Annotated in this window: 18 protein-coding genes; 6 read left to right on the plus strand and 12 right to left on the minus strand. The window is 71.1% G+C overall.

All coding sequences use genetic code 11. The annotated features are described in order from the left end of the window. Window positions 1-4: 4 nt before the first annotated feature. Window positions 5-1450, minus strand: a complete 1446-nt coding sequence (hemG, locus tag ACZ7LK_RS19455) for a protoporphyrinogen oxidase (RefSeq protein WP_469464986.1) — start codon at window positions 1448-1450, stop codon at window positions 5-7. 79 nt (window positions 1451-1529) lie between these two features. On the opposite strand from hemG, the gene ACZ7LK_RS19460 reads away from it, so the two are divergent. Then, window positions 1530-2918, plus strand: a complete 1389-nt coding sequence (locus ACZ7LK_RS19460; protein WP_392274275.1) for an FAD-dependent oxidoreductase — start codon at window positions 1530-1532, stop codon at window positions 2916-2918. A gap of 62 nt (window positions 2919-2980) precedes the next feature. On the opposite strand, the gene hemE is transcribed toward ACZ7LK_RS19460, so the two are convergent. Then, a complete protein-coding gene (gene hemE, locus ACZ7LK_RS19465) occupies window positions 2981-4045 on the minus strand; it encodes a uroporphyrinogen decarboxylase (RefSeq protein WP_471142110.1) in 1065 nt (354 codons plus the stop codon). Window positions 4046-4136: 91 nt separating this feature from the next. On the opposite strand from hemE, the gene ACZ7LK_RS19470 reads away from it, so the two are divergent. The 5 genes from ACZ7LK_RS19470 to ACZ7LK_RS19490 all read left to right on the plus strand — a co-directional run bounded on the left by ACZ7LK_RS19470 (window position 4137) and on the right by ACZ7LK_RS19490 (window position 10897). Next, window positions 4137-4811 carry a DUF3000 domain-containing protein gene (locus ACZ7LK_RS19470; protein WP_392274277.1) on the plus strand — a complete coding sequence of 225 codons (675 nt, stop codon included), beginning with the start codon at window positions 4137-4139 and terminating at the stop codon, window positions 4809-4811. Window positions 4812-5240: 429 nt separating this feature from the next. Continuing rightward, window positions 5241-5906, plus strand: coding sequence for a response regulator transcription factor (locus tag ACZ7LK_RS19475; protein ID WP_064068756.1), 666 nt, complete (start codon window positions 5241-5243; stop codon window positions 5904-5906). Window positions 5907-5984: 78 nt separating this feature from the next. Then, window positions 5985-7280, plus strand: a complete 1296-nt coding sequence (locus ACZ7LK_RS19480) for an HRDC domain-containing protein (RefSeq protein ID WP_392274278.1) — start codon at window positions 5985-5987, stop codon at window positions 7278-7280. Between the two features lie 276 nt (window positions 7281-7556). Then, complete coding sequence (locus tag ACZ7LK_RS19485; protein WP_392274279.1) at window positions 7557-8771, plus strand: thiolase family protein; 1215 nt, start codon at window positions 7557-7559, stop codon at window positions 8769-8771. Continuing rightward, complete coding sequence (locus tag ACZ7LK_RS19490) at window positions 8768-10897, plus strand: 3-hydroxyacyl-CoA dehydrogenase NAD-binding domain-containing protein (RefSeq protein WP_392274280.1); 2130 nt, start codon at window positions 8768-8770, stop codon at window positions 10895-10897. Before ACZ7LK_RS19485 ends, ACZ7LK_RS19490 begins: the two co-directional genes overlap by 4 nt. A 111-nt stretch (window positions 10898-11008) precedes the next feature. On the opposite strand, the gene recQ is transcribed toward ACZ7LK_RS19490, so the two are convergent. The 10 genes from recQ to ngcE all read right to left on the minus strand — a co-directional run bounded on the left by recQ (window position 11009) and on the right by ngcE (window position 25076). After that, window positions 11009-12859, minus strand: coding sequence for a DNA helicase RecQ (gene recQ / locus ACZ7LK_RS19495; RefSeq protein ID WP_392274281.1), 1851 nt, complete (start codon window positions 12857-12859; stop codon window positions 11009-11011). An 84-nt stretch (window positions 12860-12943) separates the two neighbouring features. Beyond that, window positions 12944-14455 carry an amino acid permease gene (locus tag ACZ7LK_RS19500; RefSeq protein ID WP_471142117.1) on the minus strand — a complete coding sequence of 504 codons (1512 nt, stop codon included), beginning with the start codon at window positions 14453-14455 and terminating at the stop codon, window positions 12944-12946. A 158-nt stretch (window positions 14456-14613) separates the two neighbouring features. Further along, the gene (gene dxs, locus ACZ7LK_RS19505) at window positions 14614-16527 is read right to left on the minus strand and encodes a 1-deoxy-D-xylulose-5-phosphate synthase (RefSeq protein WP_392274283.1); all 1914 of its coding nucleotides are present in this window, start codon (window positions 16525-16527) and stop codon (window positions 14614-14616) included. A gap of 163 nt (window positions 16528-16690) precedes the next feature. Next, on the minus strand, window positions 16691-17977 hold the full coding sequence (locus ACZ7LK_RS19510) for a sugar ABC transporter permease (protein WP_392274284.1): 1287 nt from the start codon (window positions 17975-17977) through the stop codon (window positions 16691-16693). Continuing rightward, the gene (locus ACZ7LK_RS19515; RefSeq protein ID WP_392274285.1) at window positions 17974-18768 is read right to left on the minus strand and encodes an ATP-binding cassette domain-containing protein; all 795 of its coding nucleotides are present in this window, start codon (window positions 18766-18768) and stop codon (window positions 17974-17976) included. Before ACZ7LK_RS19515 ends, ACZ7LK_RS19510 begins: the two co-directional genes overlap by 4 nt. A 275-nt stretch (window positions 18769-19043) precedes the next feature. After that, on the minus strand, window positions 19044-20141 hold the full coding sequence (locus ACZ7LK_RS19520; protein ID WP_471142122.1) for a substrate-binding domain-containing protein: 1098 nt from the start codon (window positions 20139-20141) through the stop codon (window positions 19044-19046). A 121-nt stretch (window positions 20142-20262) separates the two neighbouring features. Then, on the minus strand, window positions 20263-21462 hold the full coding sequence (locus tag ACZ7LK_RS19525) for an ROK family transcriptional regulator (protein WP_392274287.1): 1200 nt from the start codon (window positions 21460-21462) through the stop codon (window positions 20263-20265). Between the two features lie 206 nt (window positions 21463-21668). Beyond that, window positions 21669-22598 carry a carbohydrate ABC transporter permease gene (locus ACZ7LK_RS19530; protein ID WP_471142126.1) on the minus strand — a complete coding sequence of 310 codons (930 nt, stop codon included), beginning with the start codon at window positions 22596-22598 and terminating at the stop codon, window positions 21669-21671. Window positions 22599-22608: 10 nt separating this feature from the next. Next, the gene (locus ACZ7LK_RS19535; protein ID WP_471142129.1) at window positions 22609-23532 is read right to left on the minus strand and encodes a carbohydrate ABC transporter permease; all 924 of its coding nucleotides are present in this window, start codon (window positions 23530-23532) and stop codon (window positions 22609-22611) included. Window positions 23533-23597: 65 nt separating this feature from the next. Then, the gene (gene ngcE / locus ACZ7LK_RS19540) at window positions 23598-25076 is read right to left on the minus strand and encodes an N-acetylglucosamine/diacetylchitobiose ABC transporter substrate-binding protein (protein WP_471142132.1); all 1479 of its coding nucleotides are present in this window, start codon (window positions 25074-25076) and stop codon (window positions 23598-23600) included. Window positions 25077-25190 lie beyond the last annotated feature (114 nt).

Genomic DNA, 25190 nt, shown 5'->3' on the forward strand with positions numbered 1-25190 from the left:
GGGGCTATTCTCGCTCGTCGCTCAGGGTGCCGTGCGCCAGGGTCGGCGTGGCGAGGATCTCGTCGGCCGCACGCCGGGCGCTCGCGATGGTCGCGGGGATGCCGACGCCGTCGTACACGGCTCCGCAGACGCGCAGGGCGGGCAGCCGGGCGACCGCCTCGCGGATGCGCGCGACCCGGGCGAGGTGCCCGACGGGGTACTGCGGCAGGCCGCCGATCCAGCGGGTGACCTCGGTGGCGACGGGCCGGGCGGCCAGGCCGGTGGCGTCGCCGAGGTCCTTGAGGGACACGGCCACCAGGTCGGCGTCCTCCCGGTGCAGGTGGTCCTCCTCGCCGTGGCGGCCCACGGAGGTGCGGAGCACGACCAGGTCGCGGGAGCCCTCGTCGGTCCACTTCCACTTCTGCGACGAGAAGGTGGACGCCTTGATGGTGCGGCCGTCGACGGGCGGGACGAGGAAGCCGGAGCCCGGGGGGAGGACACCCGCCACGTCCGCGCGCCGGAAGGCGAGGGTGACCAGGGCCATGGAGGCGTATTCGACGGCGGCGAGTTCCGCGGCGGCCGCCGGGGCCTGGCCGGCGAGGAGTTCGGCGGCGGACCAGGCGGGGGTGGCGACGACCACCGCGTCGGCGTGGCGGACGCGGTCGCCGGTACGGACGTCCCAGCCACCCCCGGGGGACGGGGTGAGGGCGTGGACGGGCGTGTCGGTGAGGACCTCGCCGCCCCGCGCGGTGATGGCGTCCGCGACGGCCCCGGGCAGGGTGCCGATGCCGCCCTCGATCCCCATGAAGGCGGGCCCGGTGGGCTGCCGCGCCTGCTGGAGGGACCGGACGGCTTCGGTGAGGGTGCCGTGGGTACGGGCGGCGTCGAAGAGCTTGGGCACGGCGGCGCGCATGGAGATGGCGTAGGCGTCCCCCGCGTACACCCCGCCGAGGAGGGGTTCGACGAGCCGGTCGACGACCTCGCGGCCGAGGCGGTCGGCGACGAAGCGGCCGACGGCGATGTCGTCCCCGAGGGCGGCCGGGTCGGCGGGGGGCAGGTCCGCCTCGTGCGCGATGCGGGCGAGGCCCTCGGGCGACAGGAGTCCGGCGAGGGCGGCCGCGTCGCCGGGGACGCCCATGACGTGGCCCTTGGGCATCGGCCGGAGCGCGTCCCGGGTCCACACGGCGGCGGTCGCGGTGGCCGGCGGCTGGAGGCGGTCGCCGAGGCCCACGGCGCGGGCCAGGTCGACGGCCTCGGGGCGGCGGGCGAGCATCGACTCGGCGCCCAGGTCCACCGGGGCGCCCTCGATCTCGCCGGCGTGCAGCTTGCCCCCGAGCCGGGTGGTGGCCTCCAGCAGGGTCACGCGCTGTCCGGCGGTGCTCAGCCGGTGGGCCGCGGCGAGGCCCGCGATGCCGCCGCCGATGACGACGACGTGGCCGCTGCTGGGGGTGTCACCCGTGTCCGCGTTCATGACCCCACTCTCTCAAACGCCGTTGCCGGTCCCGACGGTGACCGGTCGGGTCGGGGTCGCACGTCGTAGCGTGTCCCGCATGGGAAAGCTGGGACGAGAACGACTGGTGGTCATCGGCGGGGACGCGGCGGGCATGTCGGCCGCGTCGCAGGCCCGCCGGCTGAAGGGCCCGGACGAGCTGGAGATCGTCGCGTTCGAACGCGGCACCTTCACCTCGTACTCGGCGTGCGGCATTCCGTACTGGGTCGGTGGTGACGTCGACGGGCCGGACCGGCTCATCGCCCGTACGCCGGAGGCGCACCGCGAACGCGGCATCGACCTGCGGCTGCGCACCGAGGTGACCGCCCTCGACCCGGACGGCGGGCGGGTGCGGGTGCGGGACGCCGAGTCGGGCGCCGAGTCGTGGGAGGGCTACGACAAGCTGGTGATCGCCACCGGCGCCCGCCCGGTGCGGCCGCCGCTGCCGGGGATCGACGCGGCCGGTGTGCACGGGGTGCAGACCCTGGACGACGGCCAGGCGCTGCTGGACACGCTGGACGCCTCCGGGGGGTCGCACGCCGTCGTGGTCGGCGCCGGTTACATCGGCGTGGAGATGGCGGAGGCGCTGCTGAAGCGCGGCTACGAGGTGACCGTCCTCAACCGGGGCGAGCAGCCGATGTCGACGCTCGACCCCGACATGGGCCGGCTGGTGCACGAGGCGATGGACGGGCTCGGCATCACCACGGTCGGCGGCGCGGAGGTCACCAAGATCCTCACCGGGGACGACGGCCGGGTGCGGGCGGTGGCGACGGAGTCCGCCGAGTACCCGGCGGACGTGGTCGTCCTGGGCATGGGGGTGGCGCCCGAGACGGGGCTGGCGCGGGAGGCCGGGCTGCCGGTCGGCGTGTACGGCGGGCTGCTCACCGACCTGTCGATGCGGGTGCGCGGCCGGGAGGAGATCTGGGCGGGCGGTGACTGCGTGGAGGTGCTGGACCTGGTGTCCGGCCGGGAGCGGCACGTACCGCTGGGCACGCACGCCAACAAGCACGGCCAGGTCATCGGCTCCAACGTGGCCGGCGGGTACGGCACGTTCCCGGGGGTCGTCGGGACGGCGGTCAGCAAGGTGTGCTCGCTGGAGATCGCCCGTACGGGCCTGCGCGAGAAGGACGCGGCGGCGGTGGGGCTGCGGTTCGTGACGGTGACCGTGGAGTCGACCAGCAGGGCCGGGTACTACCCGGGGGCTGCGCCGATGACGGTCAAGATGCTGGCCGAGCGCCGTACGGGCCGGCTGCTGGGCTGTCAGATCGTGGGACGGGAAGGCGCGGCCAAGCGCGTGGACATCGCGGCGGTGGCGCTGACGGCCGGGATGACGGTCGAGCAGATCACCGCGCTGGACCTGGGCTACGCGCCGCCGTTCTCCCCGGTCTGGGACCCGGTGCAGGTCGCCGCCCGCAAGGCGGTGGCGGCGGTACGGAAGGCGGGCGCGTAACGGGGCCGGCCGCGGTGGTGGGCGGGTGCTCCGCCCACCACCGCGGCCGGCCGGCCCGCGCGTCAGCGGGCGGTGCGCGTGTGGACGTACTCGACCAGGCGGGTCAGGGCGTCCGGGTCGGTGGTCGGCAGGACCCCGTGGCCCAGGTTGAAGACGTGCCCCTCCAGCCCGGCGGCGGCGTCCAGCACCTCGCGGGTCTTGGTCTCGACGGCCTCGGGGGTGGAGAAGAGGACGGCCGGGTCGAGGTTGCCCTGGAGCGCCTTGCCGGGGCCGACGCGGCGGGCGGCCTCGTCCAGCGGGACGCGCCAGTCGACACCCACGACGTCGGCGCCCGCCTCGCCCATGAGGCCGAGGAGTTCACCGGTGCCGACACCGAAGTGGATGCGCGGTACGCCGTACTGCTCGACCGCCCGGAACACCTTCGTGGAGGCGGGCATGACCGAGCGGCGGTAGTCGGCGGGGGCGAGGGCGCCGACCCAGGAGTCGAAGAGCTGGACGGCGGAGGCGCCGGCCTCGATCTGCACCTTCAGGAAGGCGGCGGTGATGTCGGCGAGGCGGTCCAGCAGGTCGGCCCACAGCTCGGGGTCGCCGTACATGAGCGCCTTGGTGTGCTCGTGGTTGCGGGACGGGCCGCCCTCGACGAGGTAGCTCGCGAGGGTGAAGGGCGCGCCGGCGAAGCCGATCAGCGGGGTGGTGCCCAGCTCGCCGGTGAGCATCCCGATGGCCTCGGTGACGTAACGGACGTCGTCGGGGGTGAGGGAGCGCAGCCGGTCCAGGTCCTCGCGGCGGCGGATCGGCTCGGCGACGACCGGGCCGACGCCGGGCTTGATGTCGAGGTCGATGCCGATGGCCTTGAGGGGCACGACGATGTCGCTGAAGAAGATCGCGGCGTCGACCTTGTGCCGCCGTACCGGCTGGAGGGTGATCTCGGTGACCAGCTCGGGCCGCATGCACGACTCCAGCATGGGGATGCCTTCGCGGACCTTCAGGTACTCGGGCAGCGACCGTCCCGCCTGCCGCATGAACCACACGGGCGTGTGCGGCACCGGCTCACGCCTGCACGCCTTCAGGAACGCGGAGTCGTAGGTCTTCGTCTGCTGGCCCGAAGGGCTGTCAATGGCACTCACGCCCAGAATCTTCGCATGTACGGCCAAGCGGCTGGCGTGGTGAGGGTGTCCCTCCCTGCGCGAGGCCGTCCTTCCGCCTACTCTTCCCCGCATGGCTGCGGCTCAGGGACAGTTCTCCGATCACTCCGACGATGCCGAGGGAACCGACGACAAGGAGGGTACGTCCGTTCCGCCCGCTTTCCGGCAGGCGGTCGACGCGCTGCGCGGGGCGCGGCTGCGCCCGGAGATCGAGGTGGACCCGTCCCGCCCCCCGCAGCGGCTGGCCCCCTACGCGTACGCCCTGGAGGCGGCGGTCGTCGACGGTGACGAGGACCTGGCGGACGGCCGCCTGGTGCTGCTGCACGACCCGGCCGGCCACGAGGCCTGGCAGGGCACCTTCCGGCTGGTGACGCTGGTGCGGGCGGAGCTGGAGCCGGAGATGGCGGCCGACCCGCTGCTGCCGGAGGTGTCCTGGTCGTGGCTGACGGGCGCGCTGGAGGCGCGGGGCCTGTCGTACGAAGAGGCTTCGGGCACCGTCACCCGTGCGGGTTCTCATTACTTCGGCGGACTCGCCGAACGCCGCCCGGCCACGCAGATCGAGATCCGGGCGTCCTGGACGCCTCGCGAGGGGCGCGGCGGGGTGCCGGACACGGGGGCGCACCTGGCCGCGTGGTGCGACCTGCTGTGCCAGATCGGCGGCCTGCCGCCGTCCGTGCCGACGCCCCTGGACCCGGGCACGGCGGCGGTGGTGTCCCTCCCCCAGCGCCGCGGCCCGCAGCACCCGTAGGCCCTGTTCTCCTGCCGCTCCCGGGCCCGGTGGCCCGTCCGGGCGGTCCGCCGGGCGCGCCCGCGCCGGTCCGCCCGCGCCGGGGTCCGCTCCGCGGGCGGGCGCGGGCCCGCCCGCCCCCACCCACCCCGCCTCCCCCCGCCTCCCGTAGGCTGCACGCCTTCGCGCCCGGCGGAGGGGACACCGTTCCCGGCCCGAAACGGCGCACGGGGGTGTGACCCATGGGGCCGGTGAGCGCCCCGCGCGGGACGGGGCGCTCGTAGGATGATCGATCGCCCGTCCGAATTGCCCCAATTGTTACTCACTAAATCGTGATCTTCCCCTAAAGGCGGGCGCCCGGGCTGCCGAAGAGGTCTGTGACCCTTCAAACACGGTTCGCCCGGCTTCTTCCCCGAGCCGGCTGTGTCCCGCACCTTCCCAGGAGGCCTGGTGTCCGTTCTCCTCGAGCAGCCCGCAAGCCTGGTCGCCTACCGCCCGAACAAGCCGACGGCCATGGTCGTCGTGGCCGACCCGCGCGTCCGTTCCACCGTGACCCGCCACCTGTGGGCTCTCGGAGTGCGTGACGTCATCGAGGCGTCGTCCATCGCGGAGGCCCGTCCCCGCGTCGGCAGCCCGCGCGACATCTGCGTTGCCGACGTCCACCTGCCCGATGGCTCCGGGCTCACCCTGCTGTCCGAGACCCGTGCCGCCGGCTGGCCCAACGGACTCGCCCTCTCGGCGGCCGACGACATCGGCGCCGTGCGCAACGCGCTCGCCGGCGGCGTCAAGGGCTACGTCGTCACCGGTACGCGTACCAACATCGGCCACCCGACCCGGCCCGGCGCCGCCCCCATCGGCGCCGCGGCCGCTCGGCTCGGCCACCGCCGCCCCCCGGGTGCCCCGAGTCACCCGGGCGGCTACCGGGAGCTCTCCGGCCGTGAGGTCGAGGTGCTCCGGCTCGTCGCCGAGGGCCAGTCCAACAAGGCCATCGGCGTGTCCATGGGCCTGTCCGCGCTGACCGTCAAGAGCCACCTCGCCCGCATCGCCCGCAAGCTCGGTACCGGTGACCGGGCCGGAATGGTCGCCGTCGCACTCCGTACGGGAATCATCCACTGACCGGTTCACACCACCCCCGCGCCCGTCGACGGAACGTTCCGTCGGCGGGCGCCCGCCGTTCACGGATACCCTTGACAGGTGACCGACGCCCAAGAGACCGCAGCAGAGACAGCACTGCGAACCACCGGGGGCGGCCCTCCGGACGACGGCGACGCTGACGGCGTGGTCGACGGGGTGCCGATCCCCCTGCTCGAACCCCGTGAGGGCATCCCGCCCGTGGTGGCCGACGAGCACGCCCTCGCCGAGGTGATCGCCGCCTTCGCGCGCGGCACCGGCCCCGTCGCCGTCGACGCCGAGCGCGCCTCGGGTTACCGCTACGGCCAGCGGGCCTACCTGGTGCAGCTCCGCCGGGAAGGCGCGGGCAGCGCCCTGATCGACCCGGTGGGCTGCCCCGATCTGTCCGGCCTGGGCGAGGCCCTGGCCGGAGCCGAGTGGATCCTGCACGCCGCCACCCAGGACCTGCCGTGCCTGCGCGAAATAGGCATGGTGCCGACCCGGCTGTTCGACACGGAGCTGGCCGGCCGTCTCGCGGGGTTCCCCCGCGTCGGCCTGGGCGCGATGGTCGAGTCGGTGCTGGGCTTCGCCCTGGAGAAGGGCCACTCCGCCGTGGACTGGTCCACCCGTCCACTGCCCGAGCCCTGGCTCCGGTACGCCGCGCTGGACGTCGAGCTGCTCGTCGACCTGCGTGACGCGCTGGAGAAGGAGCTGGACCGGCAGGGCAAGCTGGAGTGGGCGTACCAGGAGTTCGACGCCATCGCCGCCGCACCGCCGCCCCCGCCCCGCAAGGACCCCTGGCGCCGGACCTCCGGCATGCACAAGGTCCGCCGGCGCCGCCAGATGGCGGTCGTACGGGAGCTGTGGACCGCCCGCGACCGGATCGCCCAGCGGCGGGACGTGTCGCCCGGCAAGGTGCTCAGCGACGCCGCGATCGTGGAGGCCGCGCTCGCCCTGCCGCCCAACGTCCAGGCGCTCACCGCGCTGCCCGGCTTCGGGAACCGGATGGGACGCCGCCAGCTCGAACAGTGGCAGGCGGCGGTGGACCGGGCGAAGGCCCTGCCGGAAGCCGAGCTCCCGCAGCCCGGCCAGCCCTTGCAGGGGCCGCCCCCACCGCGGGCCTGGGCGGACAAGGACCCGGTCGCGGCGGCGCGCCTGTCCGCGGCGCGAACGGCCGTCTCGGCGCTCGCCGAGTCGCTGAACCTGCCGCCGGAGAACCTGATCACGCCGGACACGGTGCGCCGGGTCTGCTGGGAGCCGCCCGCCGAGCTCACGGCCGAGACGGTCGCGGGGGCGCTCGCCGGGTACGGGGCGCGGCCGTGGCAGATCGAGCAGGTCACCCCGGTGCTGCTGGCGGCGCTGGCGGCGGCGAAGGCCTGACGCGAGGGAGCCCCCGGCCGTTCGCGGCCGGGGGCTCCGCGCTTCCCGCGGGGCCAGGGGTATCTCGCCGCTCCGGGGCGCCACACCCCGGCCGGGCCAGGCTGTGCGCACGGGCCCGCCGCGCCTCAGAAGGGCGGCCGGGGGTGTGACCTTCAACGCTCCGGGCGGGGGGACTGTGCAGTCTGGTTACCCGTAAGTAGCATGGGGCGTACAAGCGCGCGCTTAGCCGCGTGCAGCAGCAGTGCAGTGCCATCCCGCACCTGGAGGAGAGCCATCGTGCCTCGTACCGTCAGGGACGTCGTCTTCGTCGACGGCGTCCGCACCCCGTTCGGCAAGGCGGGCCCGAAGGGCATCTACCACGAGACCCGCGCCGACGATCTCGTCGTGAAGGCCATCCGGGAGCTGCTGCGCCGCAACCCGGCCCTGGACCCCAAGAAGATCGACGAGGTCGCCATCGCGGCGACCACGCAGATCGGTGACCAGGGCCTGACCCTGGGCCGCACCGCCGGCATCCTCGCGGGCCTGCCGCAGTCGGTGCCCGGTTACTCCATCGACCGGATGTGCGCGGGCGCGCTGACCGCCGTGACCTCGGTCGCCGGTTCGATCGCCTTCGGCGCGTACGACGCCGTGATCGCCGGTGGTGTCGAGCACATGGGCCGCCACCCGATGGGCGAGGGCGTCGACCCGAACCCGCGCTTCGTCAGCGAGAAGCTGGTCGACGAGTCGGCCCTGTTCATGGGCATGACGGCGGAGAACCTGCACGACCGCTACCCGCACATCACCAAGCAGCGCGCCGACGAGTACGCCGTGCGCAGCCAGGAGAAGGCCGCCAAGGCGTACGCCAACGGCAAGATCCAGCAGGACCTGGTGCCGATCTCGGTGCGCCGCACCAACGCCGAGGCCGGCGAGACCGGCTGGGGCCTGGTCACCGCCGACGAGCCGATGCGTCCGGGCACCACCCTGGAGAGCCTGGCCGGGCTGAAGACGCCGTTCCGTACGCACGGCCGCGTCACCGCCGGCAACGCGGCGGGTCTCAACGACGGCGCCACCGCCTCCATCATCGCGTCCGAGGACTTCGCCCGCGAGAACGGCCTGCCGGTCAAGATGCGCCTCGTCTCGTACGCCTTCGCCGGCGTCGAGCCGGAGGTCATGGGCTACGGCCCGATCCCGGCGACCGAGAAGGCCCTGGCCAAGGCCGGCCTGTCGATCGAGGACATCAACCTCTTCGAGATCAACGAGGCCTTCGCCGTCCAGGTGCTGGCCTTCCTCGACCACTACGGCATCGCGGACGACGACGCGCGCGTCAACCAGTACGGCGGCGCCATCGCCTTCGGCCACCCGCTCGCCTCCTCCGGCGTGCGTCTGATGACGCAGCTCGCGCGGCAGTTCGAGGAGCAGCCGGAGGTCCGTTACGGCCTCACCACCATGTGCGTCGGCTTCGGCATGGGCGCCACGGTCATCTGGGAAAACCCCCACTGGGAGGGCAAGTGAGCACCACCGCTGAGCTTCTGAAGGGTGCGGCCGAGCTGTTCCCGGACGAGGTCGTCACCACCGCCCACGTACGGCACTTCGACCTGCCGTTCGGGGCGGGCCGGTTCGCGCTGATCACGCTGGACAACGGCTTCGACCACACCAAGCCGACCACCTTCGGCCCGCAGTCGCTGGCGAACCTCAACACCGCCATCGACCAGGTCGAGAAGGAGGCCGGCGAGGGCACCATCGTCGGTGCCGGCATCACCGGCAAGCCCTTCATCTTCGCCGTCGGCGCCGACCTCAAGGGCGTCGAGCTGCTGAAGCGCCACGAGGACGCGCTGGCCATCGGCAAGGGCGGCCACGACGTCTTCAAGCGGCTGTCGTCGCTGGGCGTGCCGACCTTCGCGTACTACAACGGCGCGGCGATGGGCGGCGGTGTCGAGGTCGGTCTGCACTGCACCTACCGCACCGTGTCGGCGGCCCTCCCGGCGTTCTCGCTGCCCGAGGTCTTCCTGGGCCTGGTCCCGGGCTGGGGCGGCTGCGCGATCCTGCCGAACCTGATCGGCGCGGACCGCGCGGTCTCGGTGATCATCGAGAACTCGCTCAACCAGAACAAGCAGCTCAAGGGCCAGCAGGTCTACGAGCTCGGGATCGCCGACGCGATCTTCGAGGGCGCGGACTTCCTGGAGCAGTCGCTGCTGTGGACCGCCTCGGTCCTCAAGGGCGAGATCGTCGTCGAGCGCGCCGACGTGGACCGTGGCGAGGGCTGGGACGCCGCCGTGGCCCGCGGCCGGTTCATCGCGGACGCCAAGGTGCACGGTGCGGCCCCGGCCGCCTACCGGGCGCTGGAGATCATCGAGGCGGCCAAGGACGGCGACCTCCAGAAGGGCTTCGACGCCGAGGACACCGCGCTGGCCGACCTGATCATGGGTGGCGAGCTGCGGTCCGGCATCTACGCCTTCAACCTGGTGCAGAAGCGTGCCAAGCGCCCGGCCGGCGCGCCGGACAAGAGCCTGGCCCGCCCGGTCACCAAGGTCGGCGTCGTGGGCGCGGGCCTGATGGCCTCGCAGCTCGCGCTGCTGTTCCTGCGCCGCCTGGAGGTGCCGGTCGTCCTGACCGACATCGACCAGGAGCGCGTCGACAAGGGCGTGGGCTACGTCCACGGCGAGATCGACAAGCTGCTCGCCAAGGGCCGCGTCAACCAGGACAAGGCCAACCGCCTCAAGGGTCTGGTGTCGGGCGTCCTGGACAAGGCCGAGGGCTTCGCGGACGCGGACTTCATCATCGAGGCCGTGTTCGAGGAGATGTCGGTCAAGCAGAAGGTGTTCGCGGAGGTCGAGGCGGTCGCCCCGGCGCACGCGATTCTCGCCACCAACACCTCCTCGCTGTCGGTGTCGGAGATGGCCTCCAAGCTCCAGCACCCGGAGCGGGTCGTCGGCTTCCACTTCTTCAACCCGGTCGCGATCCTCCCGCTGCTGGAGATCGTGCGCGGCGAGAAGACGGACGACGCGTCGCTGGCCACCGCGTTCGGTGTCGCGAAGAAGCTGAAGAAGACGGCCGTCCTGACGAAGGACGCCCCGGCGTTCGTCGTGAACCGCATCCTCACCCGCTTCATGGGCGAGATCCAGAACGTCATCGACGAGGGCACGCCGGTCGAGACCGCGGAGAAGGCCATCGAGCCGCTCGGTCTGCCGATGTCCCCGCTGGTGCTGCTGGAGCTGGTCGGTCCGGCGATCGGTCTGCACGTGTCCGAGACCCTGAACCGCTCCTTCCCGGACCGCTTCACGGTGTCCCCGAACCTCGCCGCCGTCGTCAAGGCCGGCAAGCGCGGCTTCTACGTCTACGATTCGGGCAAGCCCGAGCTGGACCCCGAGGTCGCGGCGCTGCTGAAGCAGGGCGACGTCGTCCTGACCGAGCAGCAGGTGCGGGACCGTGTCCTGGACGCGGTGGCGCAGGAGATCGGCCTGATGCTGGACGAGGGCGTCGTCGCCGAGGCCCAGGACATCGACCTGTGCCTGATCACGGGCGCCGGCTGGCCCTTCCACCTGGGCGGCATCACGCCGTACCTGGACCGCGAGGGCGTCTCGGAGCGCGTGAACGGCAAGCGTTTCCTGGAGCAGGGAGTGGCGAGCGTCCCCGCCTGACGCGTCGCCGCACGAACCGGCCGGACGGGCCGCGGGGAACCTCCCCCGCGGCCCGTCCGCCGTTTCCGGCCGCTCCCCCGGCGGCCGGCCGGGGCGGGGCGGCGGGCTGGGTCAGGCGTCGGTGAGGGCGGCGAGCAGCCCTTCGCCGTACTTGGCGAGCTTGTTCTCGCCGACCCCGCTGACGGTGCCCAGCTCTTCGAGGGTCGAGGGCGGGGCGGCGGCGATCTGGCGGAGGGTGGCGTCGTGGAAGACGACGTACGCCGGGACGCCCTGCTCCTTGGCGGTGGCCGCGCGCCAGGCGCGGAGCCGTTCGAAGACGGGGAGCGCCTCCTCGGGCAGGTCGGCGACGGCGGCGCGCTTGGCGGCGGGGCCGGACCTCGCCGCCCGGGCCGGGCGTTCGGGTTCGCTGCGCAGCAGGACCTCGCGGCCGCCGCCGAGGACCTCGGCGGAGGTGTCCGTCAGGACGAGGGTGCCGTAGTCGCCCTCGACCGCCAGGAGGCCCTGGGCGAGGAGCTGGCGCACGACGCCGCGCCACTGGGACTCGTTGAGCTCGGTGCCGATGCCGAAGACGCTCAGGGCGTCGTGGTCGAATTGGATGACCTTCGCCGTCTTGCGGCCGAGGAGGATGTCGATGATCTGGCCGGCGCCGAACTTCTGGTTGCGTTCCCGCTTGAGCCGGACGACGGCCGACAGCAGCTTCTGGGCGGCGATCGTGCCGTCCCACGACTTCGGCGGCGCGAGGCAGGTGTCGCAGTTGCCGCACGGGGTCGACTCCTGACCGAAGTAGGCCAGCAGCCGCACCCGGCGGCACTCGACCGTCTCGCACAGGGCGAGCATGGCGTCGAGGTGCGCGGCGAGGCGGCGGCGGTGCTCGGCGTCGCCCTCGCTGCCGTCGATCATCTTGCGCTGCTGCACGACGTCCTGGAGGCCGTAGGCCAGCCAGGCGGTGGACGGCAGGCCGTCACGGCCGGCGCGGCCGGTCTCCTGGTAGTAACCCTCGACCGACTTGGGCAGGTCGAGGTGGGCGACGAAGCGGACGTCGGGCTTGTCGATGCCCATGCCGAACGCGATCGTCGCGACGACGACCAGGCCGTCCTCGCGCAGGAAGCGGGACTGGTTTTCGGCCCGGGTGCGGGCGTCCAGGCCCGCGTGGTACGGGACGGCGTCGATGCCGTTCTCCACCAGGAACGCCGCCGTCTTCTCGACGGACGCCCGGGACAGGCAGTACACGATGCCCGCGTCGCCGGGGTGCTCGCTGCGGATCAGCTCCAGGAGCTGCCGCTTGGGCTCGTTCTTCGGGGCGATGCGGTACTGGATGTTGGGGCGGTCGAAGCTCGCCACGAAGTGCCGGGCGCCGGTCAGGTCCAGCCGGGTGGCGATCTCCGCGTGGGTGGCACGGGTGGCCGTCGCCGTCAGGGCGATGCGCGGTACGTCGGGCCACCGCTCGTGGAGCGTGGAGAGCTGGAGGTAGTCGGGCCGGAAGTCGTGGCCCCACTGGGCGACGCAGTGCGCCTCGTCGATGGCGAACAGCGAGATGCTGCCGCGGTGCAGGAGCTGGAGCGTGGACTCGACGCGCAGCCGCTCCGGGGCCAGGTACAGCAGGTCCAGCTCACCGGCGGCGAACTCGGCCTCCACCAGCCGCCGCTCGTCGAGGTCCTGGGTGGAGTTGAGGAACCCGGCCCGGACCCCGAGCGCCCGCAGCGCGTCGACCTGGTCCTGCATGAGGGCGATCAGCGGTGAGACGACGACGCCGACGCCGGGGCGCACCAGGGCGGGGATCTGGTAGCACAGCGACTTGCCGCCGCCGGTGGGCATGAGGACCAGGGCGTCACCGCCGCCCACCACGTGGTCGATGATCTCCCGCTGCTCGCCGCGGAAGGAGTCGTAGCCGAAGACCTTGCCCAGCACCCGCAGGGCGTCGTCGGTCTCGTGGTCCGCGGGGGCGTCGCCGGGGGAAGTCATCCGCCGATTCTACGAGCGGCCGCCCCGATCGGCCCAAACGGCGGACGGGGCGGCCGGCGGTGCGGTAGTGCCGGTGGCCGGGGTTTACGGCGCGCCGGTGGCCGCCGGGCGGCGGCCGGCGCTCAGGCGGCTGTGGCCGCGCCCGTACAGGAAGTACACGACGATGCCGATGACCATCCAGACGGCGAAGCGAAACCATGTCTCGCCCGGCAGGTTGAGCATCAGCCAGACCGACGCGGCGACCGAAAGGATCGGGATGACCGGCACCCAGGGGGTGCGGAAGGCACGGTGCAGGTCGGGGCGGGTGCGGCGGAGGATGATCACGCCGAGGGCGACGACGACGAAGGCGAAGAGCGTGCCGATGTTCACCAGGGTCGCCAGTTCGTTGATGCTGGTGAAGCCGGCGATGATGGCGATGATCACGCCGAGGAGGATGGTCGGGCGGTACGGGGTGCGGAACCTCGGGTGCGTGATGGAGAAGAACCGCGGCAGCAGCCCGTCCCGGCTCATGGCGAAGAACACGCGGGTCTGTCCGAGCAGCAGGATCAGGCACACGGTGGTGAGGCCGACGGCGGCGCCGAAGCTGATGATGCCGGCGTAGAAGGGGTGGCCGGTCGCCTTGAACGCGTCGGCGAGGGGAGCGCTCACGGACAGCTTGCTGTAGTGCTGCATGCCGGTCACCACGAGCGAGACGGCCACGTACAGCACGGTGCAGATGAGCAGGGAGCCGAGGATGCCGCGCGGCATGTCGCGCTGCGGGAGCTTGGTCTCCTCGGCGGCGGTGGCCACCACGTCGAAGCCGATGAAGGCGAAGAAGACGACGGACGCGGCGGTGAAGATGCCCATGACGCCGAAGTTCGTCGGCTCGTAGCCGAAGATCGTCTGGACGAGCGGCGCGTCCCAGCCGGAGGAGGTCGGCGGGGTCACCGCGGGGGGGATGAAGGGCGAGTAGTTGTCGCCGACGATGAAGAACAGCCCCGCGATGATCACGATCATGACGACGGTGACCTTGATGGCCACGACCAGCGCCGTGATGTTGGCGGACAGCTTCATGCCGAGCACCAGGATCACGGTCAGCACCAGGACCAGCAGGAACGCCAGGATGTCGAAGGTGCCGCCGGCCACGTCCGGGCCTTGCAGCGAGGCGGGCAGGTGCCAGTCGATGTTGTCCATCAGCGAGCGGACGTAGCCGGACCAGCCGACCGCGACGACCGCGGTGCCGAGGGCGAACTCCAGGACCAGGTCCCAGCCGATGATCCAGGCCGGCAGCTCGCCCAGGGAGGCGTACGCGAAGGTGTACGCCGATCCGGCCACCGGCACGGTCGAGGCGAACTCGGCGTAGCACAGCGCGGCGAGCGCGCAGACGACGCCGGCGGTGACGAACGCCAGGGCCGTGGCCGGTCCGGCGGTCTCCTTCGCCACCTTTCCGGTGAGGACGAAGATGCCGGTGCCGATGATGACGCCGACGCCGAAGACCGTCAGGTCCCAGGCGGACAGGGACTTCTTCAGTGCGTGTTCGGGCTCCTCGGTATCCCGAATCGACTGCTCGATACTTTTCGTCCGGAACAACCCGGTGTCACGTGACTGCTGGCCCATACTCACCGGCGTACCTCCGTAGCCATCGGCCTCTACCGCCCATGATCGAGAGGGGGACGGGGCGGCGCCCGCCCTGGAGAGCCCATTCACACGAAAGGACCGGCCGGAAACCCCTCGGGGTGCTCCGACCGGCCCAATGCGCGGTGGTACGGGTGCCGTCAGTCGCGGGCGGTCTCGACGGCCGCCTCCTCGTACCGGCCGTCCAGCGTGGAGACGAGGCCGGTGACCTGGCGGGCGATGTCCGGGGCGGTCAGCCCGATCTCCGCCATGACCTCCTTGCGGGAGGCGTGGTCCAGGAAGCGCGGCGGGATGCCGAAGTCGCGCAGCGGTACGTCGACGCCCGCGTCGCGCAGCGCCTGGGCGACCGCGCAGCCGACGCCGCCGACGCGCCCGTTGTCCTCGACGGTGACCACGACGCGGTGACGGGCCGCGAGCGGCGGGAGGGCCTCGTCGACCGGCTTGACCCAGCGCGGGTCGACGACGGTGGTGGAGATGCCCTGCTGGTCGAGCAGGCCGGCGATCTCCAGGCACATCGGCGCGAGCGCGCCGACGGACACCAGCAGCACGTCCGGCGTGTCGGTGCCGGCCTCGCGCAGCACGTCCATGCCGCCGACGCGGCCCACGGCCTCGACGGCCGGGCCGACGGCGCCCTTGGAGTAGCGCACGACGGTCGGCGCGTCGTCGACCTCGACGGCCTCGCGGAGCTGGGCGCGGACCTGGTCGGCGTCGCGCGGGGCGGCGATCCGGAGGCCGGGGACGACCTGGAGGATCGACATGTCCCACATGCCGTTGTGGGAGGCGCCGTCGGTGCCGGTGATGCCGGCCCGGTCCAGGACGAAGGTCACTCCGCACTTGTGCAGGGCGACATCCATCAGGACCTGGTCGAAGGCGCGGTTGAGGAAGGTGGCGTAGACGGCGAAGACGGGGTGGAGGCCGCCGGTGGCCAGGCCGGCCGCGGAGACGGCGCCGTGCTGCTCGGCGATGCCGACGTCGTACACCCGGTCGGGGAAGGCCTTGGCGAACTTGTCGAGGCCGACCGGCTGGAGCATGGCCGCGGTGATGGCGACGATGTCCTCGCGCTCGCGGCCGAGCTCGACCATCTCGTCGGCGAACACACCGGTCCAGTCGGCGCCGGAGGAGGAGATCGGCAGGCCGGTGTCCGGGTGGATCCTGCCGACGGCGTGGAAGCGGTCGGCCTCGTCGGCGAGGGCGGGCTGGTAGCCGCGGCCCTTCTCGGTGAGGCAGTGCACGATGACCGGGCCGCCGAACCGCTTGGCGCGGGTCAGCGCCGACTCCAGGGCCTCGATGTCGTGGCCGTCGATGGGGCCGACGTACTTCAGGCCGAGGTCCTCGAACATGCCCTGCGGGGCGATGAAGTCCTTCAGGCCCTTCTTGGCGCCGTGCAGCGTCTCGTACAGCGGCTTGCCGACGACCGGGGTGCGGTCGAGGATCTCCTTGGTACGGGCGAGGAAGCGCTCGTAGCCGTCGGTGGTGCGCAGGGTGGCGAGGTGGTTGGCGAGGCCGCCGATGGTCGGGGCGTAGGAGCGCTCGTTGTCGTTGACGACGATGACGAGCGGGCGGTCCTTGGCCTCCGCGATGTTGTTGAGCGCCTCCCAGGCCATGCCGCCGGTGAGGGCGCCGTCACCGATGACGGCGACGACGTGGTCGTTCCTGCCCAGCACCTCGTTGGCCTTGGCCAGGCCGTCGGCCCAGCCGAGGACGGTGGAGGCGTGGCTGTTCTCGATGACGTCGTGCTCGGACTCCGCGCGAGCCGGGTAGCCGGACAGGCCGCCCTTCATCTTCAGCTTGGAGAAGTCCTGGCGGCCGGTGAGCAGCTTGTGGACGTAGGACTGGTGGCCGGTGTCCCAGAGGATCTTGTCCTTGGGGGACTCGAAGACGCGGTGCAGGGCGATGGTCAGCTCGACCACGCCGAGGTTCGGCCCGAGGTGGCCGCCCGTCTTGGAGACGGCGTCCACCAGGAAGGACCGGATCTCCGCGGCCAGCTGGTCCAGCTGCTCCGGGGCGAGCCGGTCGAGGTCGCGCGGGCCCGTGATACGGGTCAGCAGAGCCACCCGTGCCTCCTTGCGTGTTGAGCTGGTCGAGCTGCCGATTTGGTCGAGTCTAATGTTCCGCCTCCGACGGTGGTCATCGGGCGGTCCGTAAAGTGCCGGGCATTGGCTCAGACGCAGCAATGCCCGGCGCCGGTTGACGGCGCCGGGCATCGCGGTGGTCACACTAGGCGCGACCTGCGGTCTTCTGGGTGCGGCGGGAGATCGAGTCGATCACGACGGCGGCGAGGAGCACCGCGCCGGTGATCATGTACTGGATCTCGGAGGCCATTCCGAGCATGTTGAGGCCCTGCTGGATCGACTGGATCACGATCATGCCGAGCAGCGCGGACCACACCTTGCCGCGGCCGCCGAAGAGGCTGGTGCCGCCGATGACGGCCGCCGCGATGACGAGCATCAGGGTGTTGCCGCCGCCCAGGCTCTTGGTGGCGCCGCCGGAGAGGCTGGCCACGAAGAGGCCGCCGAAGGCGGCGAGCAGGCCGGAGAGGCCGAAGACCATGATCCGGACCCGGTCGACGTTGATGCCGGCGCGGCGGGCCGCCTCGGCGTTGCCGCCGACCGCGAAGACCTGGCGGCCGAAGGTGGTGCGGCGGGCGACGAAGTCGGCGACGACCAGGACGGCGAGGAAGAGCACCAGCGCGAGCGGCAGGCCGCGGGCACCGGCGGGCTCGTTGAGGACGTACGCGACGACGAAGCACAGGACGGCGACGAAGCCGGCGCGCAGGACGATCTCGCTGGCCGGGCGGGCGGGCAGCGCGGCGGCCTTGCGGCGCTTGCTGTCCAGCAGCAGGGACCCGGCGTAGGCGAGGACGGCCACCAGGGCGAGGCCGTACGCGGCGGCCTTGTCCTCGAAGTAGTAGCCGGTCAGGTGCTCGACGACGCTCCCGGTGGGGGCGTTGATGGAGCCTTCCTGGCCCATGAGCCAGATCTGGAGGCCGCTCCAGCCGAGGAAGCCGGCCAGGGTGACGACGAACGCCGGTACGCCGATCTTGGCGAAGAAGAAGCCGTGCAGCAGGCCCAGCGCCAGGCCGGAGAGGACGGCGAGGGCGACGGCGAGCCAGTCGTTCATCCCGTTGCTCACATTGAGCACGGCCCATACGGCGGCGCCGACACCCGCGACGGAGCCGACCGACAGGTCGATCTCGCCGAGGATCAGCACGAAGACGATGCCGACCGCCATGATGCCGAGGCCCGAGGTGTAGACCGCGATGTTGGCGACGGAGCTGGCGGAGAGGAAGTTGCTGTTCTGGAGCTGGAAGACGACCGCGATGACGATCAGGCCGATGAACACGGGCAGGGAGCCCAGCTCACCGCCGCGCACCTTGCGGGTGAACTCGGTCCAGTAGCCCTTGAGGCCCTCCTCGCGCACCAGGAGGCGCGGGTCGACGGCCGGGATCGGCGCGGCGGACTGCTCGGCGGCGTCGGGGGCGGGGGTCTTGGTGAGGTCGCTCACTTCGCGTCCTCCTTCGTGGCCGTGCGCGCCTGGCGGCGGGTGACGGCGTTGTCCGTGGCGCCGGTGATCGCGGCGATGATCTCTTCGTGCGTGGTGTCCTTGACGTCGAAGACACCGTTGTTGCGGCCGAGGCGGAGCACCGCGACCTTGTCGGCGACGGCGCGCACATCGGCCATGTTGTGGCTGATGAGGATGACGCCGTGGCCCCGCTCGCGCAGCCGCTCGACCAGGTCGAGGACCTGGGCGGTCTGCTCGACGCCGAGGGCGGCGGTGGGCTCGTCGAGGATGACGATCTTGGGGTCGCCGATCAGGGCGCGCGCGATGGCGACGACCTGGCGCTGTCCGCCGGAGAGGGCAGCGACGGGGATGCGCACGCTGGGGATGCGGATGGACAGGGTGTCCAGCAGCTCCTTGGCGCGCTTCTCCATCGCGATCTCGTCGAGGACGGAGAGGCTCTTCAGCTCGCTGCCGAGGAAGAGGTTGGCGACGACGTCGAGGTTGTCGCAGAGGGCCAGGTCCTGGTAGACGGTGGCGACCCCGAGGTCCTGGGCGTCGTTCGGCCGGCTGATGCGGACCGTGTTGCCCTCCCACTCGATGGCGCCTTCGTCGATGGGGTGGACCCCCGAGATGGTCTTGACGAGCGTCGATTTGCCGGCGCCGTTGTCGCCGACCAGGGCGACGACCTCACCGGCGTGGATCTCCAGGTCTACGTCGGTGAGCGCCTGGACGGCGCCGAACCGCTTGGAGACTCCGCGCAACGCCAGCACGGGCGTAGCGAACACGTGAATCATCTCCTTCGCCGCCTGTCCGGCGGGGATGGTGGTACGTGGAGCTTGAGGGGGACCGGGTCCGCGGGCCCGGGTGCGGGCCGCGCCGCCGGGCGGGCGTCCGTCCGGGGGCGGCGCGGGGCGCCGGGGGCGGACGGTGCGGGGGCGGGGTCGCGGTGCGCCGTGGGAGGGCGGGTGCGGCGGGTGCCCGGCCGGTCCGGGAGGGGGTGAGTCCGGCGCCCGTCCGTGCTTGCGGGGCGTGGAGGGCGGGCGCCGGACCGGTTCGGGAGGCCGCCCGGTTACTTGATGCCGGCGGCGGCGCAGGCCGCCTTGTACTCGGCGGTGCAGATGTCGGCGGCCTTGTAGACCTTGTCCGCGATGATCGTGGAGCCGATGTTCTCCTTGGTCACGACCTGCGCGTCGTACAGCTTGGCCGGGATGTCCTTGAACTCACCGGTGAGGCTGGTGACCTTGGTGGTGGCCAGGTCGTCGATCTTCTCGCCCTTGAGCAGGCGGACCGCGATCTCGGCGGTGGTCTCGGCCTCCGGCTTGATCTGCTTGTAGATCGTGAAGGCCTGCTCGCCCGCGAGGATGCGCTGGAGACCGGCGAGCTCGGCGTCCTGACCGCCGACCGGGACCTTGATGCCCTGCTTCTTCAGGGCGGTGATGATGCCGCCGGCCATGCCGTCGTTGGCGGAGTACACGCCCTGGAAGCCGCTCTTGCCCAGGGAGTCGATGGCGGCGCCCATCTTCTTGTTGGCCTCGTCCGGGGACCAGTCCGGGATGTCCTGCTCGTACACGACCTTCTTGACGCCGCCGTCGAGGACGCTGTGGGCGCCCTTCTTGAACAGCGGGGCGTTGGGGTCGGTCGGCGAGCCGTTGATCATCACGACGTTGCTGTCCTTGGCCTTGGCGCCCAGCGCCTTGACCAGGCCCTCGCCCTGGAGGCGGCCGATCTTCTCGTTGTCGTAGCTGACGTACGCGGAGATCGGGCCCTCGGCGAGACGGTCGTACGCGACGACCTTGACGCCCTTCTTCTCGGCCTGCTGCACCCAGGACTTGGTGGCCTTGTAGTCGACCGAGTCGAGGATGATCACCTTGACGCCCTGGGTGACCAGCGCGTCGAACTGCTTCTTCTGGGTCTCGGTGTCCTGCGCGGCGTTGTTGTACTTGACCTCGCAGTCGCCGCACAGCGCCTTGATCTTCGCCTCGATGATGGGGCGGTCGAACGTCTCGTACCGGGTCGTCTTGTTCTCCGGCAGCAGCAGGCCGATGGTCTTGCTGTCGCCGCCGCCGCCGGCGGTGTCACCGTCGCCCGCCTTGCCACAAGCGGCGAGGGAAGCGGCCATCGATACCGCTGCCGTGCCTATGACGATGCGTCGCGTCATTGCGTTCATGTGGGTTGCCTCCCTGACGAGGCCGCGACGTTGCGGCCGAGGTGGCTGGAAGTCAACTCGGCCGCAAGGTCGTCGTCAAGGAGTAAATTGACAACGAGATGACAACGGTGCCATCCGTTATCTAAGTGAACGCAGGAGTGACCGGGGTGAGCGCACTCTCAAGCAGGGTCGAATCGCCCATCTCGCTCAGGACGAGGGCCAGCGCGCCGAGCACCTCGGCCCGGCCGCCGAGGGCGCCGGGAGCCACCGAGAGCTGCCGGGCGGCACTGGGGATGGCGTAGCGGGAGACCGAGTCGCGGATGGGCCCCAGCACCAGTTCCCCGGCCTCGGCGAGGTCGCCGCCCAGCACGACACGGCTGGGGTTCAGCAGGTTGCAGAGGTTGGCGACACCGCTGCCGATGTGGCGTCCGACGTCCGCGATCACCCGGCGGCAGCCGGGGTCGCCCTCGCGGGCGAGCTGCACCACCCGCTCCATGGTCAGGTCGGGCCCGTGACTGGGCTGGAGCAGGGGCAGGACGTAGCGGGCCGCGGTGAACGTCTCCAGGCAACCGCGATTGCCGCAGCGGCAGACGGGGCCGGACTCGTCCAGGGTGATGTGGCCGATCTCGCCGGCGGTGCCGCCGGGGCCCCGGTAGATCTGCCCGTCGATCACCAGGCCGGCGCCGACACCGCTGGCGACCTTGATGTACGCCAGGTCCTTGACCCCGCGCCCGCCGCCCCAGACCAGCTCGCCGAGCGCGCCGAGGTTGGCGTCGTTGTCCACGTACACCGGGACCCCGAGCCGGCCCGAGAGCTCCTCGCTCGGGTTGATGCCCTTCCAGCCCGGCAGGATCGAGGTGGAGCCGAGCGTGCCGGAGGAGACGTCGATGGGGCCGGGGACGCCGAGGCCGACGCCGACCACCTTGTCCTGGCCGATCCCGGTCGCCGCGATCAGCCGTTTGACCAGGGCTTCCGCCCGTCCGAAGCCTTCCTCGGACGACGCGTCGACGTCCAGCGGCTCGGCCTCCTCGGCGAGCACCTGGTGGGCCAGGTTACCCACGGCGACGCGGAGGTGCGTATGGCCGAAGTCCACGCCGATGACGATGCCGGCGTCACCGCTGAGCGAGACGCTGCGGGCCCGGCGGCCGCCCGCGGAGGTGGGGGTCACCTCGACGGTGCCGCCGTCCTTGAGCTCCCGGACGATGTTGGAGACCGTGGCGGCGGAGAGGCCGGTCGTTCTGGCGATCTCCGCCTGGGTGAGCGACCCGGCCATGCGCACCGCGCGCACGACCCGCTCGAGATTGGCCCGATGCAGAGATGTCTGCGACCCCGGAGTCTCCATCGACTCACTCACTCCTGCCGTTTTCTCCAACATGTGAACTCTAAGCTGAGCCTTTCGGGTTGGTCCCCGTCAAGACCTTGAGCGTCGAAGGCCTCCGATGAGCGAATTAGATGCGGAGGAAAAGGACATTTACCTGCATGTCGCAGAGAAACGGCCCGTCGGGAGCGTCCGCTCCACCGACGAGCCGTTTCGGATCGTGATGTGAACTACTTCAGGGCACCCGCCGTGAGACCGGACTGCACCTGGCGCTGGAAGACCGAGTAGACGATCAGGACCGGCAGCATGGCGATCATCATTCCCGCCATCAGCGCGCCCCAGTCGTTCTCATAACCCTGCTGCAACGCGATCATCGCCAGGCCCTGGGTGAGGACGTACTTGTCCTCCTGCTGATTGAGCACCATCGGCAGCAGGTACTGGTTCCACTGCCCCAGGAAGTTGAAGATGCCGATGCTGATCAGGCCCGGCTTGGCCATGGGCACCATCACCTGGAAGAACGTCCGCGTGTGCGAGGCGCCGTCGATCATCGCGGCCTCGGCCACCGAGGTCGGCAGGGTCCGGAAGAAGGCCGTCATGAAGAAGACGGTGAACGGCAGCGAGTACGCGATGTAGACCAGGATCAGTCCGTGGTACGTCGCCAGCAGCGAGCTGCCCGGGAAGTCCCGCATGACGAAGAAGAGCGGAATGACCAGCATGAAGACCGGGAAGGACATGCCGGCGACGAACAGGTAGTAGAGGAAGCGGTTGCCGGGGAAGGTGAAGCGGGCCAGGACGTACGCGGCCATCGACCCCAGCACCATCGTGCCCACCACGGACCCGCCGACCACGATCGCGGTGTTGATGAAGTACCGGCCCATGTTCGCGTCGTTCCACGCGTTGGACCAGTTCTCCCAGTGCAGGACGGTCGGCAGGCCCCACGGGTCGGTCAGGATCCCGTTGCTGTCCTTGAAGGCGCTCCACAGCACCCACAGCAGCGGCACGCCCACCATCAGCGTCCACAGGACGAGGATGCCGTGGGAGAAGACGTTGAGGGCCCCGCCCTCCGAGGTGCGGCCGGTCGTGGGGCCGAGCCGGCGGGTGACCCCGGCGGGCGCGGCGGTGTCCTGCTTGGTCACCGCTTCGATCTCTTCGGTCGTCATCGCCGTACCCCTAGTACTCGATCCGCTCACAGCGCCCGAAGCGCAACGCGAGCACTGCGAAGGTCATGGTGACGACGAGCATCGCGACGCCCATGGCGGAGGCGTAGCCGAACTGGCTGTCGCGGAAGGCCGTCAGGTACAGCCGCAGCGGCATGACGTCCGTGGCGCCGTCGGGCCCGCCCATGTTCACCGACATGATCTGGACGAGCGCGAACGCGTCCAGCGCGATGATCCCCATGTACACCCAGCCGGTCTGGACCGTGTCCCACAGCAGCGGGAGGGTGATCCGGAAGAAGGTGTGCGAGCGGCCGGCGCCGTCGAGCAGTGCGGCCTCGTAGATGTCGCGCGGGATGGAGGCCATCGCGGCGGAGAACAGCACCACGTAGAAACCGACGTGGCCCCAGACCATGACCGCGCCGATGCACCACAGGGCGAGGCTCTTCTCGCCCAGCCAGGCGTTCTGGAGGCCGTCCAGGCCGACCGTGCCGAGCAGGGAGTTGAGCATGCCGTCGTCCGGATCGGGGTTGTAGATGTTGAACCAGATGACGGCGATGATCGTGATGGAGATGACCTGCGGGAAGAAGAAGACGAACTTGTAGAACCGGGAGCCCGCCACACCGGTGACGACCTCGTTCTTCCGGCGGCGGCCGCCGACATTGAGCATGAAGGCGAAGAAGAGGCCCAGCGCGAGCGTCACCACCGGTACGAGCGCCAGCATGTAGACGTTGTGGCGCAGCGCGTTCCAGAACTCGTCGCTCTCCCACAGCTTGACGAAGTTGTCCGGGCCCACGAATTCCGCGGTGCCCACCAGGCCCGACCAGTCGGTCATCGAGATCTGGAAGGCCTGGACGAACGGCGAGATGACGAAGACGCCGTAGATGAGCAGAGGCAGGGCCAGGAAGCCCACGATGAATCGGTATTTGCCGTGTTGCATGGTGCTCCCCGGCCCTTCCCCTCGTTTCCGGCGACCGGCAGGTCAGGCGGTCCGCCTTTTCCCTTTCAGGCCGTGCGCGTGAACTTGGTGACGGAGTCGTCCTTGGCCACCTTGTCGCATTCCGCCTGGGTCTTCTTGATCCAGTCGGCGGCCTTCAGCTCACCGGCGAGCAGCTGGCCGGTCAGGCCGCCGATCTTCTCGTCGGTGAGCGCCGGGTACCACTCCTGGAGCTGAAGACTGATCAGGTTGTCCCCGGCCTCCTTGAAGACCTTGCTGGCGGAGGCGAGGCCGGGTGAGAGGGTCATGCCCTCTGTGGCGTCCATGACACAGGTCAGGGACTTCACCTTCGTGGCGAAGTTCTGCGCGTGTTTTTTGGAGAGCATGATGCGCAGCAGTTCCATGCCGCCGGCCGGGTTCCTGCCCTTGCTCGCGACGATGTACGGCTCGCTCGGCTCGCCGCGCAGGGTGCCGTGCGGCATCTTGTCGCCGGTGCCGTCGAAGAGGGCGCCGACGGCCATGCCGAAGTCGGCGGGCGTGGTGGGGGCGGCCTCGTTCTCGACCCAGGAGCCGTTGGGGATGAACACCGCCTTGCCCTTGGTCCAGGCGGTCTGGGACTGGATGTGGGTGAGGCCCTGGCTGCCTTCGAGGAAGTACTTCTTGGCCGCGAGCTCCTCGTAGTGCTCGACGACCTCCTTGACCGCGTCGTTGGAGGTCCAGGCGTTCGGCTCCAGGTTGTCGATCGCGATCCACTTCTCCATGCCGCCGATCTTGGCGATCTGGGCGAAGAGGTTGAAGTGCACGTAGTAGGGGAATTTGCCCGCGTACGTCCATGGGGCGACGCCGGCCTTCTTGATCTCCCCGCACAGCGTGACCATCTCGGACAGGCTCTTGGGGTACGTCCAGCCCTTGTCGGCGAGCAGCTTCCGCGAGTACCAGGTGCCGTAGATGGTGAAGGCGTAGTAGAGCACGTCGAAGGTGTCGCCGTGCTTGCCCTTCTCGATGGTGCTGGGGTGGATGGTGTCCCGGACCTTCTTCGCCGGGTCGTCCATCGAGGCGGCGTCGAGCAGGGCGGCGAGGTCCTGGAGCTGGCCCTGGGTGGAGAGCTTGTTCATGTCGAGGTGGTCGGCGCCGGAGTTGTCGATGACGTCCGGCGGGTTGCCGCCCGCGAAGCGCGGGGTGAGCTTGGGCCCGACCTGCTGGGTGCCGGTGTGCTTGACGCCGGCGCCGTAGGTGGCCTTGTAGTCGGTCTCGGCGTCCTTGGCGTACTGGTCGCCGAGGCCGCCCTTGAAGATGAACGCCTCCAGCGGGGCACCCTTGGCCACGCCGAGCGGGTTCTTCTCGGACTTCGGGCCGCCGGGGGCCTTGGTCCGCCCCTCGTTGCCGCCACCACCACCGGTGGCGCAGGCGGACAGGACGCCCATGGTCGGTACGGTGATCAGGCCGAGCGCGGCGGACCGCCTGATCAGATCGCGACGACCGAGGCCCTCGTCGACCGGGCCCCCGTGGACGGGGCCCCCTTTGGTGCGGCCGGAGGTGGATCCCATGCTCAAGTCCTCGCCTTCTCCAGGACTCAGGCGGTGTACCGGTCGCCCGTCCTGCTCGCCTGAGGCGAAGGGCCCCGCCACCGCGGTCGTTTGCTGGGTCGTGCAGGTGCTGGG

Source organism: Streptomyces sp. NPDC039423 (genome assembly GCF_055598725.1).

Excerpts from the sequence above, each read along its gene's own strand:
- hemG (WP_469464986.1), bottom strand. The coding sequence starts at position 1,450 with ATGAACGCGGACACGGGTGACACCCCCAGCAGCGGCCACGTCGTCGTC.
- ACZ7LK_RS19460 (WP_392274275.1), top strand. The coding sequence starts at position 1,530 with ATGGGAAAGCTGGGACGAGAACGACTGGTGGTCATCGGCGGGGACGCG.
- ACZ7LK_RS19470 (WP_392274277.1), top strand. The coding sequence starts at position 4,137 with ATGGCTGCGGCTCAGGGACAGTTCTCCGATCACTCCGACGATGCCGAG.
- recQ (WP_392274281.1), bottom strand. The coding sequence starts at position 12,859 with ATGACTTCCCCCGGCGACGCCCCCGCGGACCACGAGACCGACGACGCC.
- ACZ7LK_RS19500 (WP_471142117.1), bottom strand. The coding sequence starts at position 14,455 with ATGGGCCAGCAGTCACGTGACACCGGGTTGTTCCGGACGAAAAGTATC.
- ACZ7LK_RS19515 (WP_392274285.1), bottom strand. The coding sequence starts at position 18,768 with ATGATTCACGTGTTCGCTACGCCCGTGCTGGCGTTGCGCGGAGTCTCC.
- ACZ7LK_RS19520 (WP_471142122.1), bottom strand. The coding sequence starts at position 20,141 with ATGAACGCAATGACGCGACGCATCGTCATAGGCACGGCAGCGGTATCG.
- ACZ7LK_RS19525 (WP_392274287.1), bottom strand. The coding sequence starts at position 21,462 with ATGGAGACTCCGGGGTCGCAGACATCTCTGCATCGGGCCAATCTCGAG.
- ACZ7LK_RS19530 (WP_471142126.1), bottom strand. The coding sequence starts at position 22,598 with ATGACGACCGAAGAGATCGAAGCGGTGACCAAGCAGGACACCGCCGCG.
- ACZ7LK_RS19535 (WP_471142129.1), bottom strand. The coding sequence starts at position 23,532 with ATGCAACACGGCAAATACCGATTCATCGTGGGCTTCCTGGCCCTGCCT.
- ngcE (WP_471142132.1), bottom strand. The coding sequence starts at position 25,076 with ATGGGATCCACCTCCGGCCGCACCAAAGGGGGCCCCGTCCACGGGGGC.